We start from the raw sequence: 21608 nt of genomic DNA, 5'->3' as shown, positions 1-21608 counted from the left end.
AACCCTAAAGCGGCAATCCGCTTTTACCCTGGGTGTGAGTGTTGTTCTGTGTTGTGCTCTCCCTAGCGGGGTGCGGCGGGGCCCGGGCGGGGGCGGGCCCCGCGCTCGGTTCGTGTCCGGTCGCCGACCGGGTGGGTCGGGTCGCCGACCGCGCCGCCCCTACCCCAGGATGGAGCCATGGTGAAGGACGGTCGGACACCCGAGACGGCGGCGGACCCGGGACCGGGGCCGGGGGGCGGGCGCGCGTCGGTGCCCGGCCCCGGGACCCTGCGTCTGCGGGGGCGGACCTTCGCGGGACGGCGCTACGCCGTGATGGGGGTGATCAACCGGACCCCCGACTCGTTCTACGACCGGGGCGCCACCTACGCCCTGGAGGCCGCGCTGGCCTCGGCCGACCACGCCGTGGCGGCGGGGGTCGACGTCATCGACGTCGGCGGGGTCAAGGCCGGGTACGGCGCGCACGTGGACGAGGCGGAGGAGGCGCGCCGCACCGTGCCGTTCGTGCGTGAGCTGCGCGCCCGCCACCCGGACGTGGTGATCTCGGTGGACACCTGGCGGTCGGGTGTGGGCAGGGCCTGCGCCGAGGCGGGCGCGGACATGATCAACGACACCTGGGCGGGTGCCGACCCGGATCTGGCGCGGGTGGCCGCGGAGTACGGCACCGGTCTGGTGTGCAGCCACAGCGGGGGGCTGGCGCCGCGTACCGACCCGCACCGGGTCCGGTACGCCGACGTGGTCGCCGACGTGGTCTCGGGCGTGTGCGCCCTGGCCGAGCGGGCGGTGTCGGTGGGGGTGCGTCCGGACGGGGTGATGATCGACCCCACGCACGACTTCGGCAAGAACACCTACCACTCGCTCGAACTCACCCGTCGTCTGGGCGAGCTGTCGGCCACGGGGTGGCCGGTGCTGGTGGCGGTGTCCAACAAGGACTTCGTGGGGGAGACGCTCCGTGCCGGGGTGACCGAGCGCGGTGACGGGACCCTGGCGACGCTGGCGGTGTCGGCCCGGGAGGGGGCACGGGTGTTCCGGGTCCACGACGTGGCCGCGGCCCGTGCCGCCCTGGACGCGGTGGCGGCGGTGGTCTGAGAACGCGCTGGTCGCCCGGCCAGGCAGGGGTCACCGATGGTGGCCGCGCGGACACGGTCGGGGCTCAGATGTAACCATCGGTAGCATTTTTACGTGTTTCGGGCGCGCATGCCTTGCGTCACGTTTAAGTTACCCGCGAGTATAGAAGGGGTCGGTCCGAACCGACCGCACCGGGCGCGGGTGTAATGGAGGCTGACGTGGCGCTTGCAGAGACGTTGACGGCTGTGGGAACGGTGGCCCTGGCCCGCTGCGGCGGGCGGCCCTTCGGCACCCACCTCTTCTCCGTCTGGCCGGGCGCCGCGATCGCCGCGAGCGCCTTCCCCGTCCGCTGCGCACCCGGGGACAACCTCGCGCTGCACGTGGCGGTGGCCCAGGCTCCGCCGGGCTCCGTCCTGGTGGTGGACGTCTCGGGGGAGTCCGAGTACGGCTACGTGGACGAGATCCTCGCGGTCGCCGCCCGGACACGGGAGGTGGCCGGGATCGTCCTGGACGGCTGCGTGCGCGACATCGCCGCGATCGCCCGCTGTGAGCTGCCGGTCTTCGGCGCCGGAGTGGCGGTGCGCGAGGCCGGACACGACGCGGGGGGCTCGGTGGGCCAACAGGTCTTCATGGACGCGGGCGGCCCCGCGCCGCTGCCGGTCCGGCGCGGCGACTGGGTCGTGGTCGACGACGACGGCGTGGTGTGCCTGCCGCGCGGGCAGGTGAGCTCGATCATCACCGAGGCCCTCAGCAGCGTCTCACGGGACCGCGAGCTCATCGACGCCGTGTGCGCGGGGGAGAGCACCCTCGACCTCCTGGACCTGGACCCGTCCCGGGTGACCGGGTGGGAGGGCGCCTCCGACCGTGCCGGTCGGCGCGGTCGGCCCCGCCACCTCGGGGCGCGGCGCGACGGCCGCGCGGCCCCCGACGGGCACACCCGCCCGAGGCTGGGCCCGCGCTCCGCGGTGGGCGACGTCCACGGCGGTGACTGACGTCCCCGGCCCGCGGGGACGGCCGACACACGGCAGGGGCCCGGAACCGGTACCGGTTCCGGGCCCCGCATGCGTTCCCGGGCGCTCAGTCCTCGGTGAGGGACAGGAGCTCGTCGAGGTAGCAGGTGGCCTCCCGGGAGGCCAGGATCGGGTCCGCCGCGCGGACGGCCTCGGTGAGGCCGCTGTGGTCGATGCCCTCCGTCGCCGAGGAGGGGCGGTCGGAGGCCTCGGCGCTCTGCTCGTAGGCGGTGTGCGCGATGCTGGCGTAGACGACCTGGGCGATGTCGTCGTAGAGGTCGATCAGCAGGGTGTTGTGCGTGGCGTTGACGATCGCTCGGTGGAAGGTGAAGTCGGCCTCGACGAAGGCGCCCATGTCCTTGGTCCGCCAGGCCTCCTCGCGCAGGGCCATGGCGCGGTCGATGTCGGCCATGTCCTCCTCGCTGTGGCGTTTGGCGGCCAGCCGCGCGGCCTCGACCTCCAGTGCGCGGCGCACCTCCAGGTTCTCGCGGAGGCGGGAGCGCTCCAGGCGGCGGCGCAGGGCGCCACCGAGTTCGCTGGAGGCGCGGACGAAGGTCCCCGCCCCCTGGCGGATCTCCAACAGGCCCGCGTGGGCCAGGGCCCGGACCGCCTCGCGGACGGTGTTGCGCCCGACCTGCAGTTGTTCGGACAGCTCGGACTCGGTGGGGATGCGGTCGCCGACGCCCCACTCACCGGAGTCGATCTGAGCTCGTAGCTGACTGATGACCTGGTCGACGAGACCGGTCCGGCGTGTCGACGCGAGGGGCACGCTCATACCTCCTAGGGGCGGGTCGCCGGATGACAGGCCCAGCGCACGGGTAGGGAACGGTTAAGGACGGAGCCTAGACCAGTTGGGCGCGGGAATCGGCACCGAACGGCAATGCGTTATCCTCATGAAGTACATGGGGTCATCCTACGAATTTGTGAGCCACGTCCTATGAGCGTCACCCCCACGCGCGCGAACACCGCGCAGGGCACCCCCCTTGCCGACACCGACCGCCCCGGAGCCGCGTCCCGCGCGGCTCTCGTGCTGATCGCCGTCGCCATCGCCCTGGCCGCGCTCAACCTGCGCACCGCGATCACCAGCGTGGGTCCCGTCCTCGACGAGGTGACCCAGGGGCTGGGCATGACCGCGGTGGGCGCCGGCGCCCTCACGACGCTCCCCGTCCTGTGCTTCGCGGTCTTCGGCGGCCTCACGCCCATGCTCGCCCGCCGCCTCGGCTCCCACCGCCTGCTCGTGCTCGCCCTGACCGCCGTCACCCTCGGCCTCGTCACGCGGGCCATGGCTCCCGAACCCTGGCTGTTCCTCACCCTGAGCGCGGTGGCGCTCTCCGGCGGCGCCGTCGGCAACGTCATCCTCCCGGCCCTGGTCAAACAGCACTTCCCGCACCGCGTGGGCCTGATGACCACCGTCTACACCACTGGTCTGGCGGTCGGCACCGCGATCGCGGCCGCCGCCACCGTCCCCCTGGAGCAGGCCACCGGTGACTGGCGGATCGCCCTGGGCTCCTACGCCCTCTTCGGTCTGGTCGCGGCGCTCCCGTGGCTGCTGGCCCTGCGCCACGAGCCCGCTCCCGGCGACGCGCGCCGGGCCCTCAGCGTCCGACAGGTGCTCGGCACCGGGATCGGGTGGCAGGGCGTCCTGTACTTCGGCACCCAGTCCTCGATCGCCTACATCATGTTCGGCTGGTTCGCGCAGATGCTCCGCGACCAGGGACTGGACGCCCAGTCGGCCGGGGTGATGCTGGCCTACCTCACCGCCCTCGGCATCCCGATGTCGCTGGTCATGCCCTCGCTCATCGTCCGGGTCCGCGACCAGCGCCCCTTCGTGGTGCTCTTCGTCGCCGCCTACCTGGCCGGGTTCACCGGGATGTGGGTGGCCCCGCTCAACGGCACCTGGGTGTGGACCACCCTCGTCGGCGTCGGCCTGGGCAGCTTCGTCATGGCGCTGACCATCTTCGCGGTGCGCACCCGCACCGCCGAGGGCACGGCCGCCATGTCCGCCTCCAGCCAGAGTCTGGGCTACCTGTTCGGCGGCGCCGGGCCGTTCCTGTTCGGGCTCCTGCACGAGGTGAGCGGCGACTGGCACGCGCCCATGGCGATGGTGATCTGCCTCGTCCTCGTCAACCTCGTCGTGGGTCTGCTGATCGGGCGCCCCCGCTACCTGGAGGACGCCATCGCCGAGAGGGAAGGCCGGCGGGCCTGAGCACCGGACCCGCCGGGGCTCAGACCGGGAGCCAGTCGATCCGGCCGATGAGGTACACCGCGCCGACGAACGCGACCACGTCGATCACCGTGTGCGCGACCACCAGCGGCATGACCCGCCCGTAGCGCAGGTAGAACCAGCCGAACACCAGCCCCATGACCAGGTTGCCGAAGAACATCCCCACCCCCTGGTACAGGTGGTAGAAGGCCCGCAGGACCGAGCTGGCCAGGACCGCCCTCCACGGCGACCAGCCCATCTGGCCGAGCCGGTGCAGTAGGTAGCCGACCACGATCACCTCCTCCAGGACGCCGTTCTTCAGCGCCTGGAGCACCAGGACGGGGGTGTCCCACCAGTGGCCCGGCAGCGTGCTGGGCACGATGGTGCGGGTGAGGCCCAGCTGCCAGGAGACCAGGTACACGACCAGCCCGCCCGCGCCGATCAGCGCGGCCAGGGCCAGCCCGCTCCAGGTGTCGAAGCCCGGTCGGCGCAGGTCGAAGCCGACCGTGCGCGCGGACTCGCCGCCCCGGTGCAGCAGGTACACGACCATCGCCACGGGCGCGCAGGCGAAGACCACCGCGTACAGCTGGAAGGAGAGGTCGAGCCACGGGCGTCCCTCGGCGCGCGATCGGACGAGGCTGGCGGTCTGGTCGGCCATCGACTCGGGTGCGGTGAGCACGCCCAGGAAGGTGATGGTCGCCGACACGGCGGCGGCGCCCAGGGAGAGCGCGAGGACGCACAGCACCTCCCAACGCAGGAGGGAGCGGCTGGCGAGCGCACGCGGGACGGCGGCGCCCGCGCGCGTCCCCGCGCCGGGGTCGGCGGGGGAGGGCTGGGAGGCGCGCGGGTCCGGCTCGGTTCTGTCGGTCACGCGTCGAATCTACGCGCTGCGGAGGCGGAGCGCCGCCCTAGTCGTCGTCCCCGGCGTCGTCCTCCTCGTCACCGCCCTCGTCATCGCCGCCGATGACGTCGTCGATGCCCTCCTCGATGTTCTTCTCGACCTCCTCCTCGATCCCGTCCCGGACCTCCTGTTCGAGGTCGTCGGTGTTCTCGCAGGCGGCCGCGCCGAACACGGCCACGGCGGCGATCGCACCCGCCGCCAGTGCGCGGCGGGTCGTGGCGAGGGTCGCCCGGCTGGTGTCGTCCGGTTTCACGTCGGCTCCGTGTGGTCGGGTGGGGTGCGGGTGGTCGGGGCGCGCACGCTCGACCGTGGGGGCGGTCGGGGGCGGGCGCGTGACTCCCGTCTCTTTCGTCGTTCGGAGTCACCGTATACGCGCGGACCGCTCCTGGGGAGGGCCTGGGCACACGAGAGGGCCGCCGGTCATGCGCGAGTGACACGGACCGCGCATGGCCGACGGCCAGGGGGGAGGCCGTCCCGCCCCGCCCCAGCCACGAAAGCGGGGAGGGACGGCCTCAGGGAACGAAGACCAGGGTCAGTGAGCCGCTGAGAACTGGTCTTCTTCGGTGGAGCCGGTGAGAGCCGTGGTGCTGGCCTCGGGGGAGATGGTCGTGCTGATCGCGTCGAAGTAGCCGGTGCCGACCTCGCGCTGGTGGCGGGTGGCGGTGTAACCGTCGGCCTCGGACGCGAACTCGGCCTCCTGGAGCTCGACGTACGACGTCATGCCGTTGGCCGCGTAGCCCTTGGCCAGGTTGAACATCGAGTGGTTGAGCGAGTGGAAGCCCGCGAGGGTGATGAACTGGAACTTGTAGCCCATGTGGCCCAGCTCGCGCTGGAACTTGGCGATGGTGGCGTCGTCGAGGTGACGCTTCCAGTTGAAGGACGGCGAGCAGTTGTAGGCCAGCATCTGGTCCGGGTACTCGGCCTTGATGCGCTCGGCGAAGTCGCGGGCGACCTCCAGGTCGGGGGTCGCGGTCTCCATCCAGAGCAGGTCGGAGTGTGGGGCGTAGGCCAGACCCCGGGCCACGCAGGCCTCGACGCCGTTGCGGAAGCGGTAGAAGCCCTCGGCGGTGCGCTCGCCGGTGGTGAAGGCCTGGTCGCGCTCGTCGATGTCACTGGTGATCAGGGTCGCGGCCTGGGCGTCGGTCCGCGCGATGACCAGGGACGGGACACCGGCGACGTCCGCAGCGAGGCGGGCGGCGTTGAGGGTCTTGACGTGCTGGCTGGTCGGGATGAGGACCTTGCCGCCCAGGTGGCCGCACTTCTTCTCGGAGGCGAGCTGGTCCTCCCAGTGCACGCCCGCGGCGCCCGAGGCGATCATGCCCTTCATGAGCTCGTAGGCGTTGAGGACGCCGCCGAAACCGGCCTCGGCGTCGGCCACGATCGGCGCCAGCCACTCGGGGGCGCTGTCGTCGCCCTCGGACCAGGTGATCTGGTCGGCGCGCAGGAGCGCGTTGTTGATGCGGCGGACCACGGCCGGGACCGAGTTGGCCGGGTAGAGGCTCTGGTCGGGGTAGGTGCTGCCGGAGAGGTTGGCGTCGGCCGCGACCTGCCAACCGGAGAGGTAGATGGCCTTCAGTCCGGCGCGGACCTGCTGGACCGCCTGGTTGCCGGTGAGGGCGCCGAGGCTGTTGACGTAGTCCTCGGTGTGGAGCAGGTCCCACAGGCGTTCGGCGCCGCGGCGGGCCAGGGTGTGCTCCTCGGTGACCGAACCGCGGAGCTTGACGACGTCGTCGGCGGAGTAGGTGCGCTCGATACCGGCCCACCGGGGGTTGGTCTCCCAGTCGCGCTGGAGTGCGGCGCTGGCTTCCTGACGTCGAGCGCTCGTGCTCATGTTCGTTCCCGCCTTACGTGTAGTCCCCAAGGTCTTCGCGCCGGTCGAGGGAGGCCTGCCAGGGGTCAGGGGCTGAACCCTGAGCGGTAAGTTCCCCGCCGGTAACTATGATTCTTGGGCAAGTTCCAAGGGTTTTCCACTCGAAATCGGGTGAAGATCGTTGTTTCTTTCCGTAAGATGAAGCCATGGCGTACTTTGGTGCTGAAGAAATACCGTCTTTGACGGGTGACCTGGATCTCGTCACGTTTGGCCAGCGGCTCCGTCATCTGCGCAAGGCGCGCGGCCTGACCCTGTCCGACCTGGGGGAACGCGTGGGGCGGGCGCCCTCCCAGCTCTCCCTGCTGGAGAACGGAAAACGTGAGCCCAAGCTCTCCTTGCTCACGTCTTTGGCTTCGGCCCTCGAGGTGTCCGTTGAGGAACTCCTGTCGAAGCAGCCCCCGAGCCGCCGCGCGCAACTGGAGATCGCGGTGGAGGAGGCCCAGCGCGACTCCCTGTACCAGGGCCTCCACCTCCCGCACCTGAAGGTGGGCAAGCGGGTCCCCAACGACGTCCTCGAACACATCGTGGGGCTCTACGACGAGCTCAAGAGACGCAACGCCAAGCCCACCGCCACCCCCGAGGAGGCGCGCCTGGCCAACGCCGACCTGCGCCGCCAGATGCGCGAGCGCGGCAACTACTTCGAGACCATCGAGGCCGCCGCCGCCGACACCCTCTCGGCGGTCAACTACACGGCCGGCCCCCTCTCCCAGGGACAGATCCTCGCGATCGCCACCCACCACGGGTTCTCCCTCAGGTACGTGCAGGACCTGCCCCGTTCGGTGCGCTCGCTCACCGACCACGTCAACCGGCGCATCTACCTCAAGCGCGAGACCACGCTGGGCATGCACAGCCCGCGCACGATCCTGCTCCAGACCCTGGGCCACGTCATCCTCGGCCACGACCAGCCCAGCGACTTCGGCGACTTCCTGCGCCAGCGCGTCGAGGCCAACTACTTCGCCGCCGCGGTCCTGATCCCCGAGAGCACGGCCGTCACCTACCTCCAGGAGGCCAAGAAGGCCCGCGACCTGTCCGTGGAGGACCTGCGCGACGTCTACTCCGTCTCCTACGAGATGGCCGCGCACCGGTTCACCAACCTGGCCCACCGCCACCTGGACCTGGTCTGCCACTTCATCCGCAACGACGAGACCGGCATCATCTACAAGGCCTACGAGAACGACGGACTGGTCTTCCCCACCGACGACACCGGCGCCATCGAGGGGCAGCGCATGTGCCGCCAGTGGTCGGGCCGCCAGGTCTTCCAGTCGCCGGACCGCTACTCGATCTACTACCAGTACACCGACAAGCCCAACGGCACCCACTGGTGCGTGGCGCACGTGGACCCCAGCCGCGAACGCAACTTCGCCATCACCCTGGGCGTGCCCTACAAGGAGTCCCGCTGGTTCCGCGGTCGCGAGACCACCAACCGCACCAAGTCGAACTGCCCCAACGGCGAGTGCTGCGTACGTCCGCCCGCCCGGCTCGCCAGCCGTTGGGAGGGCAACGTGTGGCCCTCGGCCCGCGCCCACTCCCACGTGCTCTCGGCCCTGCCCTCCGGCACCTTCCCCGGCGTGGACGAGCACGACGTCTACACCTTCCTGGAGGCCCACAGCCAGGACTGACCCTTCCGCCCCCGCACTCGCGCGAAGGGGGGCGACGCGCACGGCGCCGCCCCCAGCCGCCGGTCCGGACCCCGGGCCTGCCCGGGGTCCGGACCGCTCAGGCGCGCAGGTCCCGTAGCGCCTCCGGAGTGAGGTCGCCCAGCGACGGGTAGCCGTCGACCGCCATGAGTAGGTCCGCCTCGGCCAGCATCGACCGCAGCACGTGGACGACCCCGTCCGTGCCTCCGGTCGCCAGCCCGTACACGTAGGGGCGGCCGACCGCCACCGCCGTCGCGCCCAGGGCCAGGGCCTTGACCGCGTCCGTGCCCGAGCGCACACCGGAGTCGAAGATCACCGGCAGGTCGGTGGCGGCGGCCACCTCCGGCAGGCACTCCAGGGCGGGGATGCCGCCGTTGGCTTGGCGGCCGCCGTGGTTGGAGACGTAGATCGCGTCCACGCCCCCGTCCGCCGCCCGCCGCGCGTCGTCGGGGTGGCACACGCCCTTGACGATCAACGGCAGCTCGGTGAGGGACCGCAGCCACGGAAGGTCGTCCCAGGTCAAAGGGTTGCCGAAGATGCCAGCCCACTGCGCTGTCACCGTCTCGCGCGGTGCGTCCGCGCCGACCAGCCCCTGGAAGACGGGATCGGAGGTGTAGTTGGCCAGGCAGTGCCCGTGCAGCATCGGCAGGTGACCGGTGGCCAGGTCGCGCGGGCGCCAACCGGTGACCCAGGTGTCCAGGGTGACGACGATCCCGGCGAACCCCGCCGCCTCGGCCCGCCGGACCAGGCTGGCCGCCAGCTCGCGGTCGGTCGGCGTGTACAGCTGGAAGAAGCCGGGGGTGTCGCCGAACCGCGCGGCCACCTCCTCCAGCGGGTCCTGCGACAGGGTGGAGGCGATCATCGGCACCCCGGTACGCGCCGCGGCGTCGGCGACGGCCAGGTCGCCGTGCCCGTCCTGGGCGCACAGGCCGACCACCCCGACCGGGGCCATCAGCAGCGGTGAGGGGAGCCGGACCCCGCACAGGTCGACGCCGGTGTCGCGTTCACGGGCTCCCACGAACATGCGGGGATAGAGCCCCCAGCGGCGGAAGGCCTCGGCGTTGGCCTCCTGGGTGTGCTCGTCGCCCGCGCCGCCCGCCACGTAGGACCACACGCGCGGCGGGAGCGCGCGCTCGGCCCGGCGCTCCAGCTCGGGGAAGGTCATGGGATGCGGGGGGACGGCTCCGGTGAGGCCGTTGAGGTAGATCTCCAGCTGGTAGTCGCCGTGCTGCGGGGCCAAGGTCGCCTCCGGGTCGGGGGTGGGAGGGGCGGGTGTGACCCGCATCATTCAGACGGGCGCGTACGCGTGTCAAGGGTCCGCGGCCGGGGGAGCGGGGTGCGGGCCTTAGCGGGGAATTGGTCTCCCGATGAGCCGGAGCGGGGTACGGGCCACACGTGGAACCGATGCTGGCGAGCGCCGTCGACCGACTTCCCACCGGTGAGCACCTGCTCTACGAGCCCAAGTGGGACGGTTTCCGCTGCCTGGCCTCGACCGGGCCCGTGCGCATGACCAGCAGGCACGGGCGCACGCTCTCGCAGCGGTTCCCGGAGATCGCGGACGCCCTGGCCCGGCAGCTGCCCGAGGGGGTCCTGCTGGACGGGGAGATCGTCCGTTGGGCGCCCGACGGGCGGCTGGACTTCGGCGCCCTCCTGCGGCGCAACGGAGCCTCGGCCCGCCAGGCCCGGGCCCAGGGCCGCACGGAACCCTGCCACCTGGTGGTCTTCGACCTGCTGGCGGCGGGCGGCCGGGACCTCGCCCACCGTGCGCTGTCCCACCGGCGCGCGGAGTTGGAGCGCCTGATGGGCCTGGTCGAGCAGCCCTCGCCGCTCACCCTCGGCTGGCAGACCGACAACCCCGACGTCGCCTCGCAGTGGTGGGAGGAGATGCCCGCCGTCGGTGTCGAGGGGGTGATGGTCAAGGACGGGCGGCGTTCCTACCGTCCGGGCCGCAGGGACTGGCGCAAGTGGAAGCACCGCGTCACCACCGAGGCGATCGTGGGCGGGGTCGTCGGGCACGCCCGCGCCCCGCGGGCCCTCATCCTCGGCCGGGTGGACTCCGCGACCGGGGAGCTGCGCGTGGCCGGACGGACCGGGGACCTCGCTCCGGAGCAGTCCGAGGAGCTCGCGGGGCACCTGGTCAAGACCGACGACCACCCCTGGCCCCGGACCCTGGCGGCCACGTGGGGGGAGAGCTCACGCCAGCACTACTCGCGGGTCGTCCCGGACCTGGTGGTGGAGGTGTGCCCGGACTCCGCCGAGGTCGCGGGCCGGTGGCGGCACGTCGTGCGCTACCTGCGCGCGCGGCCCGACCTGCAGCCCGGGGACGTGCCCCGGGACCTGGACACCGAGTAGCGCTCATCCGGCCTCGGCGACCGCGTCGGCGAGCTCCTCCTTGGTCATCCGGGAGCGCCCCGGAATGTCGAGCTCCCTCGCCCGCTCCATGAGCTCGCCCTTGGTCGGCCGGCGGTCGTCGGAGGACCTCGGAGCCGGAGCGCGGCCGTGCCGTCCGGAGGAGCCCGCGCGGTCCTTCCTGCGCTGGCGGAGCGAGGCGCGCAGCGCGTCGTCCAACGCGACCACCTTGCCCTCGCCCTTCTCCTCGGGTTCGCGGCCCTCGTAGGTGACCGTCCCGCCGCGCGCCTTCGCTGCGATCAACTCCTCCAACCTGCGTTCGTACTCGTCGGTGTACTGCGAGGGCTCCCACTCGGCGGTCATGGCGTCGATCAGCTGCGCCGCGAGCCGGAGCTCGCCCCGGTCGACCTCGCCGTTCGGGGGCCGCATGACGTCCTCGGGGTCGCGGACCTCGTCGGGCCAGTACAGGGTGCTCGCGGTGAGCACGCCCTGCTGCGGCGCGACCAGCGCCAGGTGCTGCCGGTTGCGCATGACCAGCGTGCCGAGCCCCGCCCTTCCGGACTCCTCCAGGGCGGCCAGGAGAAGGCGGTAGGGCTTCGCGGAGCTCTTGTCCGGACCGAGGTAGTAGGTGGAGGCGTACCACAGGGGGTCGACGTCCTCGGCGGAGACGAACCCGGTGATCTCGAGGGTCCGGCTCCGCCCGGGCTGGACCTGTTCCATGTCGGCGGGTTCCAGGAGCACGTAGGAGTCGGACTCGTCGACCTCGGCGCCCTTGACGATGTCCTCGCTGGCCACCCGCTCACCGGTGTCCTCGTTGACGCGCTGGTAGCGCACGCGCGCGCTGGTTCCGCGGACGAACTGGTGGACGGTCGGTCCGTGTCTTTCGCGCGCGGAGTACATGCGCACCCCCACGGACACCAGTCCGAAGCTGATCGTTCCGGTCCACACGGTTCCCGGCACTGCTCACACCCCCTGCCTCCCAGTGTGTGAGCGGGGTGGCAAACGCCGGACAGGTGCGCGTCACGTCTCCCTCCCGTTTGCGCGTGGGGGACCGTTGTGCCTGTCCAGGTCGACTGTTACCGTTGGTAGCACTTCATGGTCGCCCCTCCGCCCCCCGGAGGACCAACAAAGGATGCCAGCGCATGAGTGACGCCACCGCGCCCGCCTTCAGCATGGAACCGAGCGAGGATGTCCGCGACGTCCGGGACTGGGCCCACGGGTTCGCCGCCGACGTCATCCGCCCGGCCGCCGCCGAGTGGGACGAGCGCGAGGAGACCCCCTGGCCCATCATCCAGGAGGCCGCCAAGATCGGCCTCTACTCCCTGGACTTCTTCGCCAACCAGTGGCTGGAACCCACCGGACTCGGCATTCCCGTGGCCTTCGAGGAGCTCTACTGGGGAGACCCGGGCATCGCGCTGGCGATCACCGGGACCGGCCTGGCCGCGGTCTCCGTGGCCTCCAACGGAACCCAGGAACAGCTCTTCGAGTGGGTGCCGCAGATGTTCGGCACCCCCGACGACGTCAAACTCGGCGCCTTCTGTTCCTCCGAGCCCGACGCGGGTTCGGACGTCTCCGCGATCCGCACCCGCGCCGTCTACGACCAGGCCAAGGACGAGTGGGTGCTCAACGGCGTCAAGACCTGGGCCACCAACGGCGGCATCGCCCACGTCCATGTCGTCGTGGCCTCCGTGGAGCCGGACCTGGGTTCGCGCGGGCAGGCGTCGTTCGTCGTCCCGCCGAACACCCCCGGCCTGTCCCAGGGACAGAAGTTCGCCAAGCACGGCATCCGTGCCTCCCACACCGCCGAGGTGATCCTGGACGACGTGCGGATTCCCGGGTCGTGCCTCCTGGGTGGCAAGGACAAGCTCGACGAGCGCCTCGCACGGGCCAGGGAGGGTAAGCGCTCCAAGGGCCAGGCCGCCATGAGGACCTTCGAGGCCTCCCGGCCGAGTGTGGGGGTGATGGCCGTGGGCTGTGCGCGGGCCGCCTTCGAGTACGCCCGCGACTACTCCGTCCAGCGCGAGCAGTTCGGCCGCCCCATCGGCGACAACCAGGGCGTGGCCTTCCTCCTGGCCGACATGGCCACCCGCATCGACGCCGCCCGCCTCCTCGTGTGGCGAGCCGCCTGGATGGCCCGCCAGGGCAAGGACTTCACCCAGGCCGAGGGCTCCATGAGCAAGCTCTACGCCTCCGAGACCGCCACCTACGTCACCCAGAACGCCCTACGCGTCCTGGGCGGCAACGGCTACACCCGCGACTACCCCGTCGAGCGCTGGCACCGCGACGCCTCCATCTTCACCATCTTCGAGGGCGCCAGCGAGATCCAGAGGCTCATCATCGGCCGCACCGTCACCGGCCTCCCCGTCCGCTGACGCACGGGCGGTGCGTCGCGGCGGGGGCCCTGCGTCGGACCCCCGCCGCCCGGGCACCCCGCGGACGCCCGCCCCCGCCGGGGCTACTCGGGGAAGTGACAGGCGACCGGGTGCCCCGCCCCCCGGTCCACCAGCTCCGGCGCCTCCTCCGCGCACACCTGGCGCGCCTTCCAACAGCGGGTACGGAACCGGCAGCCGCTGGGAGGGTCCACCGGGCTGGGCACGTCTCCCGTCAGGACGATCCGCTCCCGGGTCCGCTCGGTGCGCGGGTTCGCCCAAGGGGCCGCCGACAGCAGGGCGACCGTGTACGGGTGCGACGGCCGGTCGTAGACGTCCTCGCGGGTGCCGGTCTCCACCACCCCGCCCAGGTACATCACCGCCACCCGGTCCGAGATGTGCCGCACCACCGACAGGTCGTGGGCGATGAACACGTACGACAACCCCAGCCGCTCCTGGAGTTCCGCCAGCAGGTTCACCACACCCGCCTGCACCGACACGTCCAGTGCCGAGACGGGCTCGTCCAGTACGAGCAGCCGGGGCTCCAGAGCCAGGGCCCGGGCGATACCCACCCTCTGGCGCTGACCGCCGGAGAACTCGTGCGGGTAGCGGTTGCCGTGCTCCGGGCTCAGCCCGACCATGCGCAGCAGCTCGGCGACCCGGCCCGGTCCGCCCTCCCGCCACCGCCGGTGGACCTTGAGCGGCTCGGCGATGATGTCGTTCACCGGCAGCCGGGGGTTGAGCGAGGCGTAGGGGTCCTGGAAGACCATGCCGACCTCGCGCCGGACCCGCTGCATCCCCGACGAGGACATCGTGGTGAGCTCCTCGCCGCGGAACCGGACCGACCCGGCGGTGGGCGCCACCAGTTGGAGGATGGCCCGCCCCGTGGTCGACTTGCCGCACCCGGACTCCCCGACCACGCCGAGGGTCTCGCGCTCGGCCAGCCTCAGGCTCACGCCGTTCACGGCGTGCACCTGTCCGACCACCCGGCGCAGGAGGCCGTTCCCGTATACGGGGAAACGCACCTCCAGGTCGCGGACCTCGAGCAGGGGGGTCCGGTCCGGCGGCGCGGACCGTTCCTGTGAAGCGGTCGTCATCGCGTCGTCCCCCCGTTGCGGAAGAAGGTGGTCGGGTCCGCCACTCCGATGAGCCGGTCGCCGTGGTGGCAGGCCGCGAGGTGGGCGCCGCCCGATCCCTCCACCGGGGCCAGGTCGGGCTCGCTCGCGCGGCAGGCGTCGTCGGCCAGCGGGCAGCGCGGTGAGAACGGGCACCCCGGCGGCAGGTGGATCAGCGACGGCGGGGTCCCGAGGATGGGGCGCAGGCGCTCGCCGCGCTCGGAGGTCATCGACGGCGTCGAGCCGAGCAGCCCGGCCGTGTACGGCATCCGGGTCCGGTAGAACACCTCGTCGGTGTCGCCGATCTCCACCGGACGGCCCGCGTACATCACCAGGACCCGGTGGGCCAGGCCCGCCACCACGCCCAGGTCGTGCGTGATGAGCAGGATCGCCGCGTTGACGGCGTCCTTGACCTCCAGCAGCTTCTCCAGGATCTGCGCCTGCACGGTCACGTCCAGCGCCGTGGTCGGCTCGTCGGCGATGATGACGTCGGGGCCGTTGATGATCGCCATGGCGATCATCACCCGCTGGCGCATGCCCCCGGAGAACTCGTGCGGGTAGCTGCGCAGACGCCGGGCCGACTGGGGGATGCCCACCAGGTCGAGCATCTCCCGCGCCCGTTCGAGCGCCTTCCTCGGCGGTACCAGGTCGTGCGCCCGCACCGCCTCGGCCAGCTGGTCCCCGACCGTGTGCACCGGGTTGAGCGCGGTCATGGGGTCCTGGAAGACCATCGAGATGCGGCGGCCCCGCAGGGAGCGCAGCTCCTTCTGCCGAACGGACAGCAGGTCGCGTCCCCGGTACAGCACCCGACCGGAGACGCGCGCCCCGCGCGGAAGCAGGCCCAGCAGCGCCATGGAGGAGACCGACTTGCCCGATCCCGACTCACCGACGATGGACAGGACCTCGCGCTCGCGCAGGGTGTAGGAGACGTCGCGGACGGCGCGGACCACGCCGTCGTCGGTGGGGAACTCCACGGACAGGTTCTCGACCCGCAGCACCTCGCGCTCGGTGGGCGCCTGGGCCTCGGCGAGGGTGCGGGCGGTGTGCGCCCCACCGGAGGCCTCACCGGCCGGGGGGCTCGCGGCCCGGCCCGGCGGTGTCCCCGGCGGAGGTGGGACGGGGGGTGTCCGGGTCATCAGTCACGCACCCTGTTCTGTCGTGGGTCGAAGGCGTCGCGCAGGCCGTCGCCGATGAAGTTCACCGACAGCGCGATCAGGATGATGAAGAGGCCGGGCCAGTAGAACAACCAGGGGCGGGTGCCCATCGCGCTCCGGTAGTCGGTGATGAGGCGGCCCAGAGAGGTGTCCGGCGGCTGCACGCCCATACCCAGGAACGAGAGGGCGGACTCCAGCAGTACCGCGGCCGCGATCGCGAGCGTCACGCTGACGATGATCACGCCCACCGTGTTCGGCAGGACGTGCTTGAAGATGATCCGCGCCGAGGACGTGCCCACCGAGCGCGCCGCCTCCACGAACTCCTTCTCGCGCAGGGACAGCACCGAGCCGCGCACCAGACGGGCGGTCTGGGTCCAGGTCACCAGCCCCAGGACGACGCCCAGGTAGAGGATGCCCGCCTGACCGGCGATCTTGGCGGCGGCCGCCGTGATGGCCAGGAGCGGGATCGCGATGAGGACGTCGGTGACCCGCATCAGCACCGTCTCGGTCCAGCCGCGGAAGTAGCCCGCGCAGGCGCCGATGACCGTGCCCACGACGGTGGCCACGACCCCGACGAGGAAGGCGATGGTGAGGGACACCTGGGTGCCGCGCATGGTCAGCGCGAAGTAGTCCTTGCCGACGTTGTCCTGACCGAAGGGGTGTTCCCCCAGGGTCACGCCCGAGCCGCCGAGGAACCCCGGGACGAGGCCGAGCGTGGGCGCGCCGCCGTCGTTGAGCGGACCCGTCGCCGAGGGCGACTTGTCCCACCAGCCGGGTACGGGACCGAAGCCGATCGAACTGAAGGACAGCAGGACCACCCCGGCCAGCAGCACCATGCCGAGGAGCGCCGCGCGGTGCCGGAAGAAGCGGGAGCGGATCAGTTGCCACTGGGTACGGGCCGCGATGTCCAGGCCCTGGGCCGCGTCGGAGGCCGGTACCCCGGGCTCCGCCGGTCCGCCCTCGGGGTCGGGCGGCGGTGTGCCGTGGTGCGTCGTCATCGAGTGTCTCCCTCCGTCACGACAGCCGAATCCGGGGGTCGAGGTAGGCGTAGGTGATGTCGGCGACCATGTTGAACAGCACGATCGCGCCGCCCGCCACCACGAAGAACGCCATGACGGGTGCGGGGTCGGCCTCGTTGAGTCCGGTGAGCAGCAGGTGGCCCATCGCGCGCCAGCCGAAGACCGTCTCCGTGACCACGGCCCCGCCGATCACGGTCCCGAAGTCGTAGGCGGCCAGGGTGGTGACGGGGATGAGGCCGTTGCGGAAGGCGTGCCGGGTCATGACCGTGCGTTCGGGAAGACCCTTGGCGCGGGCCGTGCGCACGTAGTCCTGGTTCATCACCTCCAACATGCTGGCGCGGCTGTACCGGGTGTAGGTGGCCAGGGAGACCAGGATCAGCGCCAGGGTGGGCAGGGCCAGGTGACCCGCCGAGTCCAGCGACAGTTCCCAGAACGTGCCCTGGTAGTTGGGGGTGCTGGCCCCCACCGTCGAGATGGGGCGGCCCTGCATGGAGGCGCTGTAGGAGGCGAAGGAGCGGAGCATGCGGTCGACGAAGATGACTCCGCCGGTGAACAGGCCCGTCCACAGGGCCGCCGCGACGGCTTCGCGCCGGTACAGCACTCCGCCGATCACGTGGCCGAGGACCACGCACACGACCACGGTGGCCGCCGCCAGGCCGACGATGACCACCAGGCCGGGGTCGGCCAGGACCGGTGACAGGGCGAAGTACAGGACCGTGCCGGTCCCGGCCGAGGCCAGCGCGGCGTACATGGGACGGTTCGGTCGCGGACCGGAGATGAGCACACTGAAGCCCACCGCGGCTCCGAACGCGCTGATCGCCACCACCACCGGACCCAGACCGGGGTCGGTGAACCACCGGGTGACCGAGACGAACGTGAGCACCCCCGCCGTGGCGGCGGCGGCTCCGGCGAACGCGATCACCCGGGTCCTGCGGTCGCCGACGACCAGGGAGCTCCAGGCCAGACCGGCGGCGAGCGCCACCGCGACGATGAGCGGGGCGGGGATGACCGGTTGCTCCAACCAGTTGTTGAACTCGATGGCTCCGTACTGCTTGAGCAGCACCCCGACCCAGAAGATCGGCAGGGAGAAGGCGACGAACGCGCCGAAGGTCACCGAGTGGTCGAAGCCGCTGTACTGGCGCAGCGCGGACACGATGCCGATGGCGATGCCGATGATGATCGCGAGGAGGGTGGCGGCCACCACCAGCTGCATGGTGGCGGACACGGCGTCCGAGAGCAGGACGTTGACGTCCTGGCCCTGGCGGTTGACACCGAAGTCGCCCGTGGCGACCGCGCCGAGCCAGAGGAGGTAACGGGCGTGGACGGGCAGGTCGAGGCGCATCCGCTCGGTCCGCTCCGCCATGGCGGCCTCGCGGGCGTTCTCCGGGAGTTCCCTGAGGTCGGCGAGCGGGTCCCCGGTGTTGGTCGCGAGGACGAACATCACGAAGGTCGCGGCGAAGAGCACGAAGACCGAGACGACGAGCCTTCGCGCGATGAAGACGAGCACGTGTGCTGACTCCTGGGGGCAGTGGGACGTTCACGCGCGCCCGACGGCAGCGGCCTCGCGGGACCGTGGTCGGGGCCGCGCCGTCCGGGAGGGGACCGGACGGCGCGGCCTCACGCGCTGTGGGCGGGGGCTAGCGGACCGACCAGTCCCACACGTTCCAGACGATGTCGGTCTGGGCGGGGTTGGGGACGACGTTCTCCACGTTGTCGCTCCACGCGGCGGTGCCGGGGTGGCTGAACAGCGGGATCGTCACCAGGTCGTCCCAGAGGATCGTCTCGATCTCGTTGATGATCTCCAGTTGGGCGTCGGAGTCGGCCTCCTGGAGGACGTCGGACAGCAGCCCGTCCAGTTCGTCGTTGGAGTAGCAGCCGTTGTTGTTGCCCTTGGCCTCGCCGGTGCACTCCTCAGGGGAGCGGAAGGTGGAGTTCCAGCTGCTCACCTGGGCCGACCCGGACCACGCGTACATGGCCACGTCGTAGGTGTTCTGCGACAGCCCGCCGTCGGTGTCGAAGAACGTGTCCTCGCCGTTGATCTGTACGTCGAACCCGGCCTGGTCGCAGGAGTCCTTGATCAGCTCGGCGGTCTGCTGGCGGCGGGGGTTGCCGCCGATGAAGCCGAGGCGCACCTCCTGGCCGACCATGTCGAGCTCCTCCAGGAGTTCGCGGGAGCGGTCGAGGTCCACCTCGGCCCACTGGTCGCCGCCACTGGCGGCCACGGCCTCCGCGTAGCCCGGGTCGAAGGGCGCGATGTTGCGGACGTCCATCGTCTCGGCGTCCGGTTGGACCGGCTTGATCAGGTTGTCCACGATGAGCTGGCGGGGGACACACTCGGCGAAGGCCTCGCGCAGGTCGTAGTCCTCGAAGGGGCTGGAGTCGAAGTTGAAGTCGAGGTGCTCGTAGATGTACTCGTCGTACACCTGGTACTCCACGCCCGCCAGGGCCTCGATCTGGTTGATCAGGTCGACCGTGGGCTGGGGCCGCATGATGTTGATCTCTCGGTTCTCCAGGGCCTGGGTCTGCTCGTCGGAGGCGATCCAGCGCACGACGATGTTGGTGGTGGCCGGGGCCTCACCCCACCAGCTCTCGTTCGGCTCCAGGGTCAGGGACTGCCCGGCCTCGTATCCGGCGAGCTGGTAGGGGCCGGAGGAGGGGGTGAGGGCGGGGTCCGGCAGGGCTCCGCTGACGGTCCAGCCCTCGTTGAAGAACTCGACGGACTCGGCGAGGGCGTCGTGGTCCTCGTCGCGGATGGCCGCCACGAGTTCCTCGACGGTGAGTCCGCCCTGGTCGGCGACCACGTGCGCGGGCATGAGGGTGTTGTTGCCGTTGCCCGGTCCGTTGCTGTTCCAGTCGGAGAAGGGGACCTCGTACTCGAGGGCGAAGTCCTTGTCCCCGATATCGCAGTCGGGCAGGAGGGTGTCCTCGGTGCCCGCCGTACCGTTGGAGGAGAACGCGAAGCGGCCGCTCTGCTGGGCCCACCACAGCAGCGCGTCGGCGCAGTCGATGTCCTCCCCGTCGGACCACACGGCGTCGGGGTGGATCGAGTACTCGACGATCTGCGGGTCGTCGGAGACCAGCTCGTAGGTCCCGAACTCGGTGTTCGGCGTCACCGCTCCGCCCTCACCGTAGTACCAGAAGCCGCTGGTCAGCTGGTGGTTGATGATGGCGTTCTTGCTGGAGTTGGCTCCGGCGGTGGTGTTGTTGAAGCTGTCGTACTCCTGGTCCCACGCCAGGGTGATGGTCGTGGAGTCCGCGGAGGCGCCGCTGTCGCCGCCGTCCGACGTGGAGCACGCGGAGAGCACGAGCGCTCCCGCGGCCGCCACGGCCGTTGCCTTGGTGATCTTCCCGGTGATTCTCACGCAGTGTTCCTCTGCCGCTCGGGGGACGAATCCAGGATCGAAGTAGAACGGATTCTGGGCAGAGGGTGGGTCTGAGGCAATAGTCCGGCTTGTGCTGTTATCCACCTGACGCGAATGGGGGGAGAAAAATGCGCAGAAAGAGAACTTCGGGGAGGAAAACGGTCGGCCCGGCGTCCGCTCGTCCGGTGATCATCACCGGGTTCGACGGGCGATGGGGACGATGGGATGGTCCCTGGTCGCGTCATCCCATGAGAGGACGGAGCGCACCTCGAAACGGAGCGCGGACCTTTTCCCGGAGTGGTTCCAGTCAGCTCGTGTGGCGGGCGAAAAGGGAGAAAGAAGAGAGAAGAATGTGGAAGCAGGGAGCGCCGCTATCGCGCATTTCCACCTCCGCCCGCGCGAACTCCCCTTCCTTTCCTTGGCGGCCCGCGTCGTCGCGCACGCCTGGAGGAAGGCGGTCCCGCGACCGGCTCCGTGCCCCGCCCCTCCCGCCGTCCAGCGGAGGACGACCGCCGCCGCCCCCGCACGCCCCCGTTACCCTGTGACCCATGACATCAGGCAACGGCGCCCCCACCCTCACCGTTCCGGCGGCCTACAACGGCCCCGACGGCTCCGGCAACGGAGGCTACAGTGCGGGACTGCTCGCCGCGCGACTCACCGGACCGGGCGGCCCCACCGTCCAGGTCACCCTGCGCTCGCCACCGCCGCTGGACCGCTCGCTCCTGGTCGAGGACGCCCCGGGCGGGGATCTGCTCCTGGTCGACCCCGCCTCGACCGACCCCGCCTCGGCCGACCGTGCCCGACCGGTGGCCGAGGCCGTCGTCGCCGACCCCCTGGACCCCGATCTGATCCCCGGCGGTCCGGTCGGCGCCGACGAGGCCCGGGAGGCGCGTCAGCGGTACGGCGGGCTGGTCGAACACCCCTTCCCCCGCTGCTACTCCTGCGGGCCCGAACGCGCCGAGGGCGACGGCCTGCGCCTGTTCGCCGGATCGGTGCGCCCGGGCGGGGGCCCTGACGGGGTCGGCAACACCGTCGCCTGCCCCTGGCACGTGCGCCCGGAGACGGACGGCGGTGACGGGACGGCCGCCCTCGCCCAGGTCTGGGCCGCCCTGGACTGCCCCGGCGGCTGGTCCAGCGACGTCGTCGGCCGCCCCATCGTTCTCGGTCGCATCACGGCGCGGGTGCTGGCCGCGCCCGCGGTCGGCTCCACCGCGGTCGTCATGGGCCACCTGGAGTCCGTCGACGGCCGCAAGGTTCACACCCTCAGCGCCCTCCACGACGGGGACGGCCGTCCACTGGCGGTGGCCCGCGCGACCTGGATCGCGATCCGAACCCGAGGGTGAGCGCCCTCGCCTCGGACCGCCGGGGCGTCCCCTCCAGTACGGTGAACCCTTGTGGCCCTCGAAAACGCTCAGCAGACCGCGCCCGACGACGACCCCCACGCCACGGCGCCCCGGCGCCCGGGCGCCGCCGCTGTCGGGGCGCAGCAGCCCGACGGCCATGGTCAGCGAAGTGGTCTTGCCCGCGCCGTTCGGGCCGACGAGTCCGTAGAAG

At 71.4% G+C, this 21608-nt stretch carries 18 protein-coding genes and 1 pseudogene; 7 read left to right on the top strand and 12 right to left on the bottom strand.

Features of this window, described 5'->3' with window-relative positions; genetic code table 11:
• Positions 1-177 precede the first annotated feature (177 nt).
• Positions 178-1086 carry a dihydropteroate synthase gene (gene folP, locus ABZ635_RS25085; RefSeq protein ID WP_357769417.1) on the top strand — a complete coding sequence of 303 codons (909 nt, stop codon included), beginning with the start codon at positions 178-180 and terminating at the stop codon, positions 1084-1086.
• 224 nt (positions 1087-1310) lie between these two features.
• Positions 1311-2057, top strand: a complete 747-nt coding sequence (locus ABZ635_RS25080; RefSeq protein ID WP_357769423.1) for an RraA family protein — start codon at positions 1311-1313, stop codon at positions 2055-2057.
• A gap of 85 nt (positions 2058-2142) precedes the next feature.
• Here ABZ635_RS25080 and ABZ635_RS25075 read toward each other — a convergent pair whose 3' ends face one another.
• Positions 2143-2844 carry a FadR/GntR family transcriptional regulator gene (locus ABZ635_RS25075; protein ID WP_357769421.1) on the bottom strand — a complete coding sequence of 234 codons (702 nt, stop codon included), beginning with the start codon at positions 2842-2844 and terminating at the stop codon, positions 2143-2145.
• A 168-nt stretch (positions 2845-3012) separates the two neighbouring features.
• Between ABZ635_RS25075 and ABZ635_RS25070 the strand changes: the two genes are divergently transcribed.
• Complete coding sequence (locus ABZ635_RS25070; RefSeq protein WP_357769415.1) at positions 3013-4281, top strand: MFS transporter; 1269 nt, start codon at positions 3013-3015, stop codon at positions 4279-4281.
• Between the two features lie 19 nt (positions 4282-4300).
• Here ABZ635_RS25070 and ABZ635_RS25065 read toward each other — a convergent pair whose 3' ends face one another.
• The 3 genes from ABZ635_RS25065 to aceA all read right to left on the bottom strand — a co-directional run bounded on the left by ABZ635_RS25065 (position 4301) and on the right by aceA (position 7010).
• Entirely contained in the window at positions 4301-5149 is an 849-nt protein-coding gene (locus ABZ635_RS25065; RefSeq protein WP_357769413.1) for a type II CAAX endopeptidase family protein, read from the bottom strand.
• Between the two features lie 37 nt (positions 5150-5186).
• Positions 5187-5432 (bottom strand): hypothetical protein, encoded by a 246-nt coding sequence (locus ABZ635_RS25060; protein ID WP_357769411.1) that lies wholly within the window; start codon positions 5430-5432, stop codon positions 5187-5189.
• A 279-nt stretch (positions 5433-5711) separates the two neighbouring features.
• Positions 5712-7010 carry an isocitrate lyase gene (gene aceA / locus ABZ635_RS25055; RefSeq protein ID WP_357769409.1) on the bottom strand — a complete coding sequence of 433 codons (1299 nt, stop codon included), beginning with the start codon at positions 7008-7010 and terminating at the stop codon, positions 5712-5714.
• Between the two features lie 218 nt (positions 7011-7228).
• Between aceA and ABZ635_RS25050 the strand changes: the two genes are divergently transcribed.
• A complete protein-coding gene (locus tag ABZ635_RS25050; RefSeq protein ID WP_357769408.1) occupies positions 7229-8668 on the top strand; it encodes a helix-turn-helix domain-containing protein in 1440 nt (479 codons plus the stop codon).
• A gap of 97 nt (positions 8669-8765) precedes the next feature.
• Here ABZ635_RS25050 and ABZ635_RS25045 read toward each other — a convergent pair whose 3' ends face one another.
• Positions 8766-9926, bottom strand: a complete 1161-nt coding sequence (locus ABZ635_RS25045; RefSeq protein ID WP_357769407.1) for an alpha-hydroxy-acid oxidizing protein — start codon at positions 9924-9926, stop codon at positions 8766-8768.
• Between the two features lie 164 nt (positions 9927-10090).
• On the opposite strand from ABZ635_RS25045, the gene ABZ635_RS25040 reads away from it, so the two are divergent.
• On the top strand, positions 10091-11038 hold the full coding sequence (locus ABZ635_RS25040; RefSeq protein WP_357769419.1) for an ATP-dependent DNA ligase: 948 nt from the start codon (positions 10091-10093) through the stop codon (positions 11036-11038).
• A 3-nt stretch (positions 11039-11041) separates the two neighbouring features.
• On the opposite strand, the gene ABZ635_RS25035 is transcribed toward ABZ635_RS25040, so the two are convergent.
• The gene (locus ABZ635_RS25035; protein WP_357769405.1) at positions 11042-11995 is read right to left on the bottom strand and encodes a Ku protein; all 954 of its coding nucleotides are present in this window, start codon (positions 11993-11995) and stop codon (positions 11042-11044) included.
• 182 nt (positions 11996-12177) lie between these two features.
• On the opposite strand from ABZ635_RS25035, the gene ABZ635_RS25030 reads away from it, so the two are divergent.
• Positions 12178-13407, top strand: coding sequence for an acyl-CoA dehydrogenase family protein (locus ABZ635_RS25030; protein ID WP_357769403.1), 1230 nt, complete (start codon positions 12178-12180; stop codon positions 13405-13407).
• 83 nt (positions 13408-13490) lie between these two features.
• On the opposite strand, the gene ABZ635_RS25025 is transcribed toward ABZ635_RS25030, so the two are convergent.
• From ABZ635_RS25025 to ABZ635_RS25005, 5 genes are all read right to left on the bottom strand, one after another.
• On the bottom strand, positions 13491-14501 hold the full coding sequence (locus ABZ635_RS25025; protein WP_357769401.1) for an oligopeptide/dipeptide ABC transporter ATP-binding protein: 1011 nt from the start codon (positions 14499-14501) through the stop codon (positions 13491-13493).
• Positions 14498-15655 carry an ABC transporter ATP-binding protein gene (locus ABZ635_RS25020; protein ID WP_357769400.1) on the bottom strand — a complete coding sequence of 386 codons (1158 nt, stop codon included), beginning with the start codon at positions 15653-15655 and terminating at the stop codon, positions 14498-14500. Before ABZ635_RS25020 ends, ABZ635_RS25025 begins: the two co-directional genes overlap by 4 nt.
• Complete coding sequence (locus ABZ635_RS25015) at positions 15655-16671, bottom strand: ABC transporter permease (protein WP_357769398.1); 1017 nt, start codon at positions 16669-16671, stop codon at positions 15655-15657. Before ABZ635_RS25015 ends, ABZ635_RS25020 begins: the two co-directional genes overlap by 1 nt.
• A gap of 16 nt (positions 16672-16687) precedes the next feature.
• A complete protein-coding gene (locus tag ABZ635_RS25010) occupies positions 16688-18199 on the bottom strand; it encodes an ABC transporter permease (RefSeq protein WP_357769396.1) in 1512 nt (503 codons plus the stop codon).
• A gap of 130 nt (positions 18200-18329) precedes the next feature.
• Positions 18330-20054, bottom strand: coding sequence for an ABC transporter family substrate-binding protein (locus ABZ635_RS25005; RefSeq protein ID WP_357769394.1), 1725 nt, complete (start codon positions 20052-20054; stop codon positions 18330-18332).
• Positions 20055-20602: 548 nt separating this feature from the next.
• Here ABZ635_RS25005 and ABZ635_RS25000 point away from each other — a divergent pair.
• Positions 20603-21397 (top strand): hypothetical protein, encoded by a 795-nt coding sequence (locus ABZ635_RS25000; protein ID WP_357769392.1) that lies wholly within the window; start codon positions 20603-20605, stop codon positions 21395-21397.
• 117 nt (positions 21398-21514) lie between these two features.
• Here the strand turns inward: ABZ635_RS25000 and ABZ635_RS24995 are convergent.
• A pseudogene (locus ABZ635_RS24995) lies at positions 21515-21608 on the bottom strand (ATP-binding cassette domain-containing protein); the annotation flags it as partial.

Source organism: Nocardiopsis sp. NPDC007018 (assembly GCF_040635075.1).
Taxonomy (GTDB): Bacteria; Actinomycetota; Actinomycetes; order Streptosporangiales; family Streptosporangiaceae; genus Nocardiopsis.
This window is presented reverse-complemented; position numbering and strand designations above follow the sequence as displayed.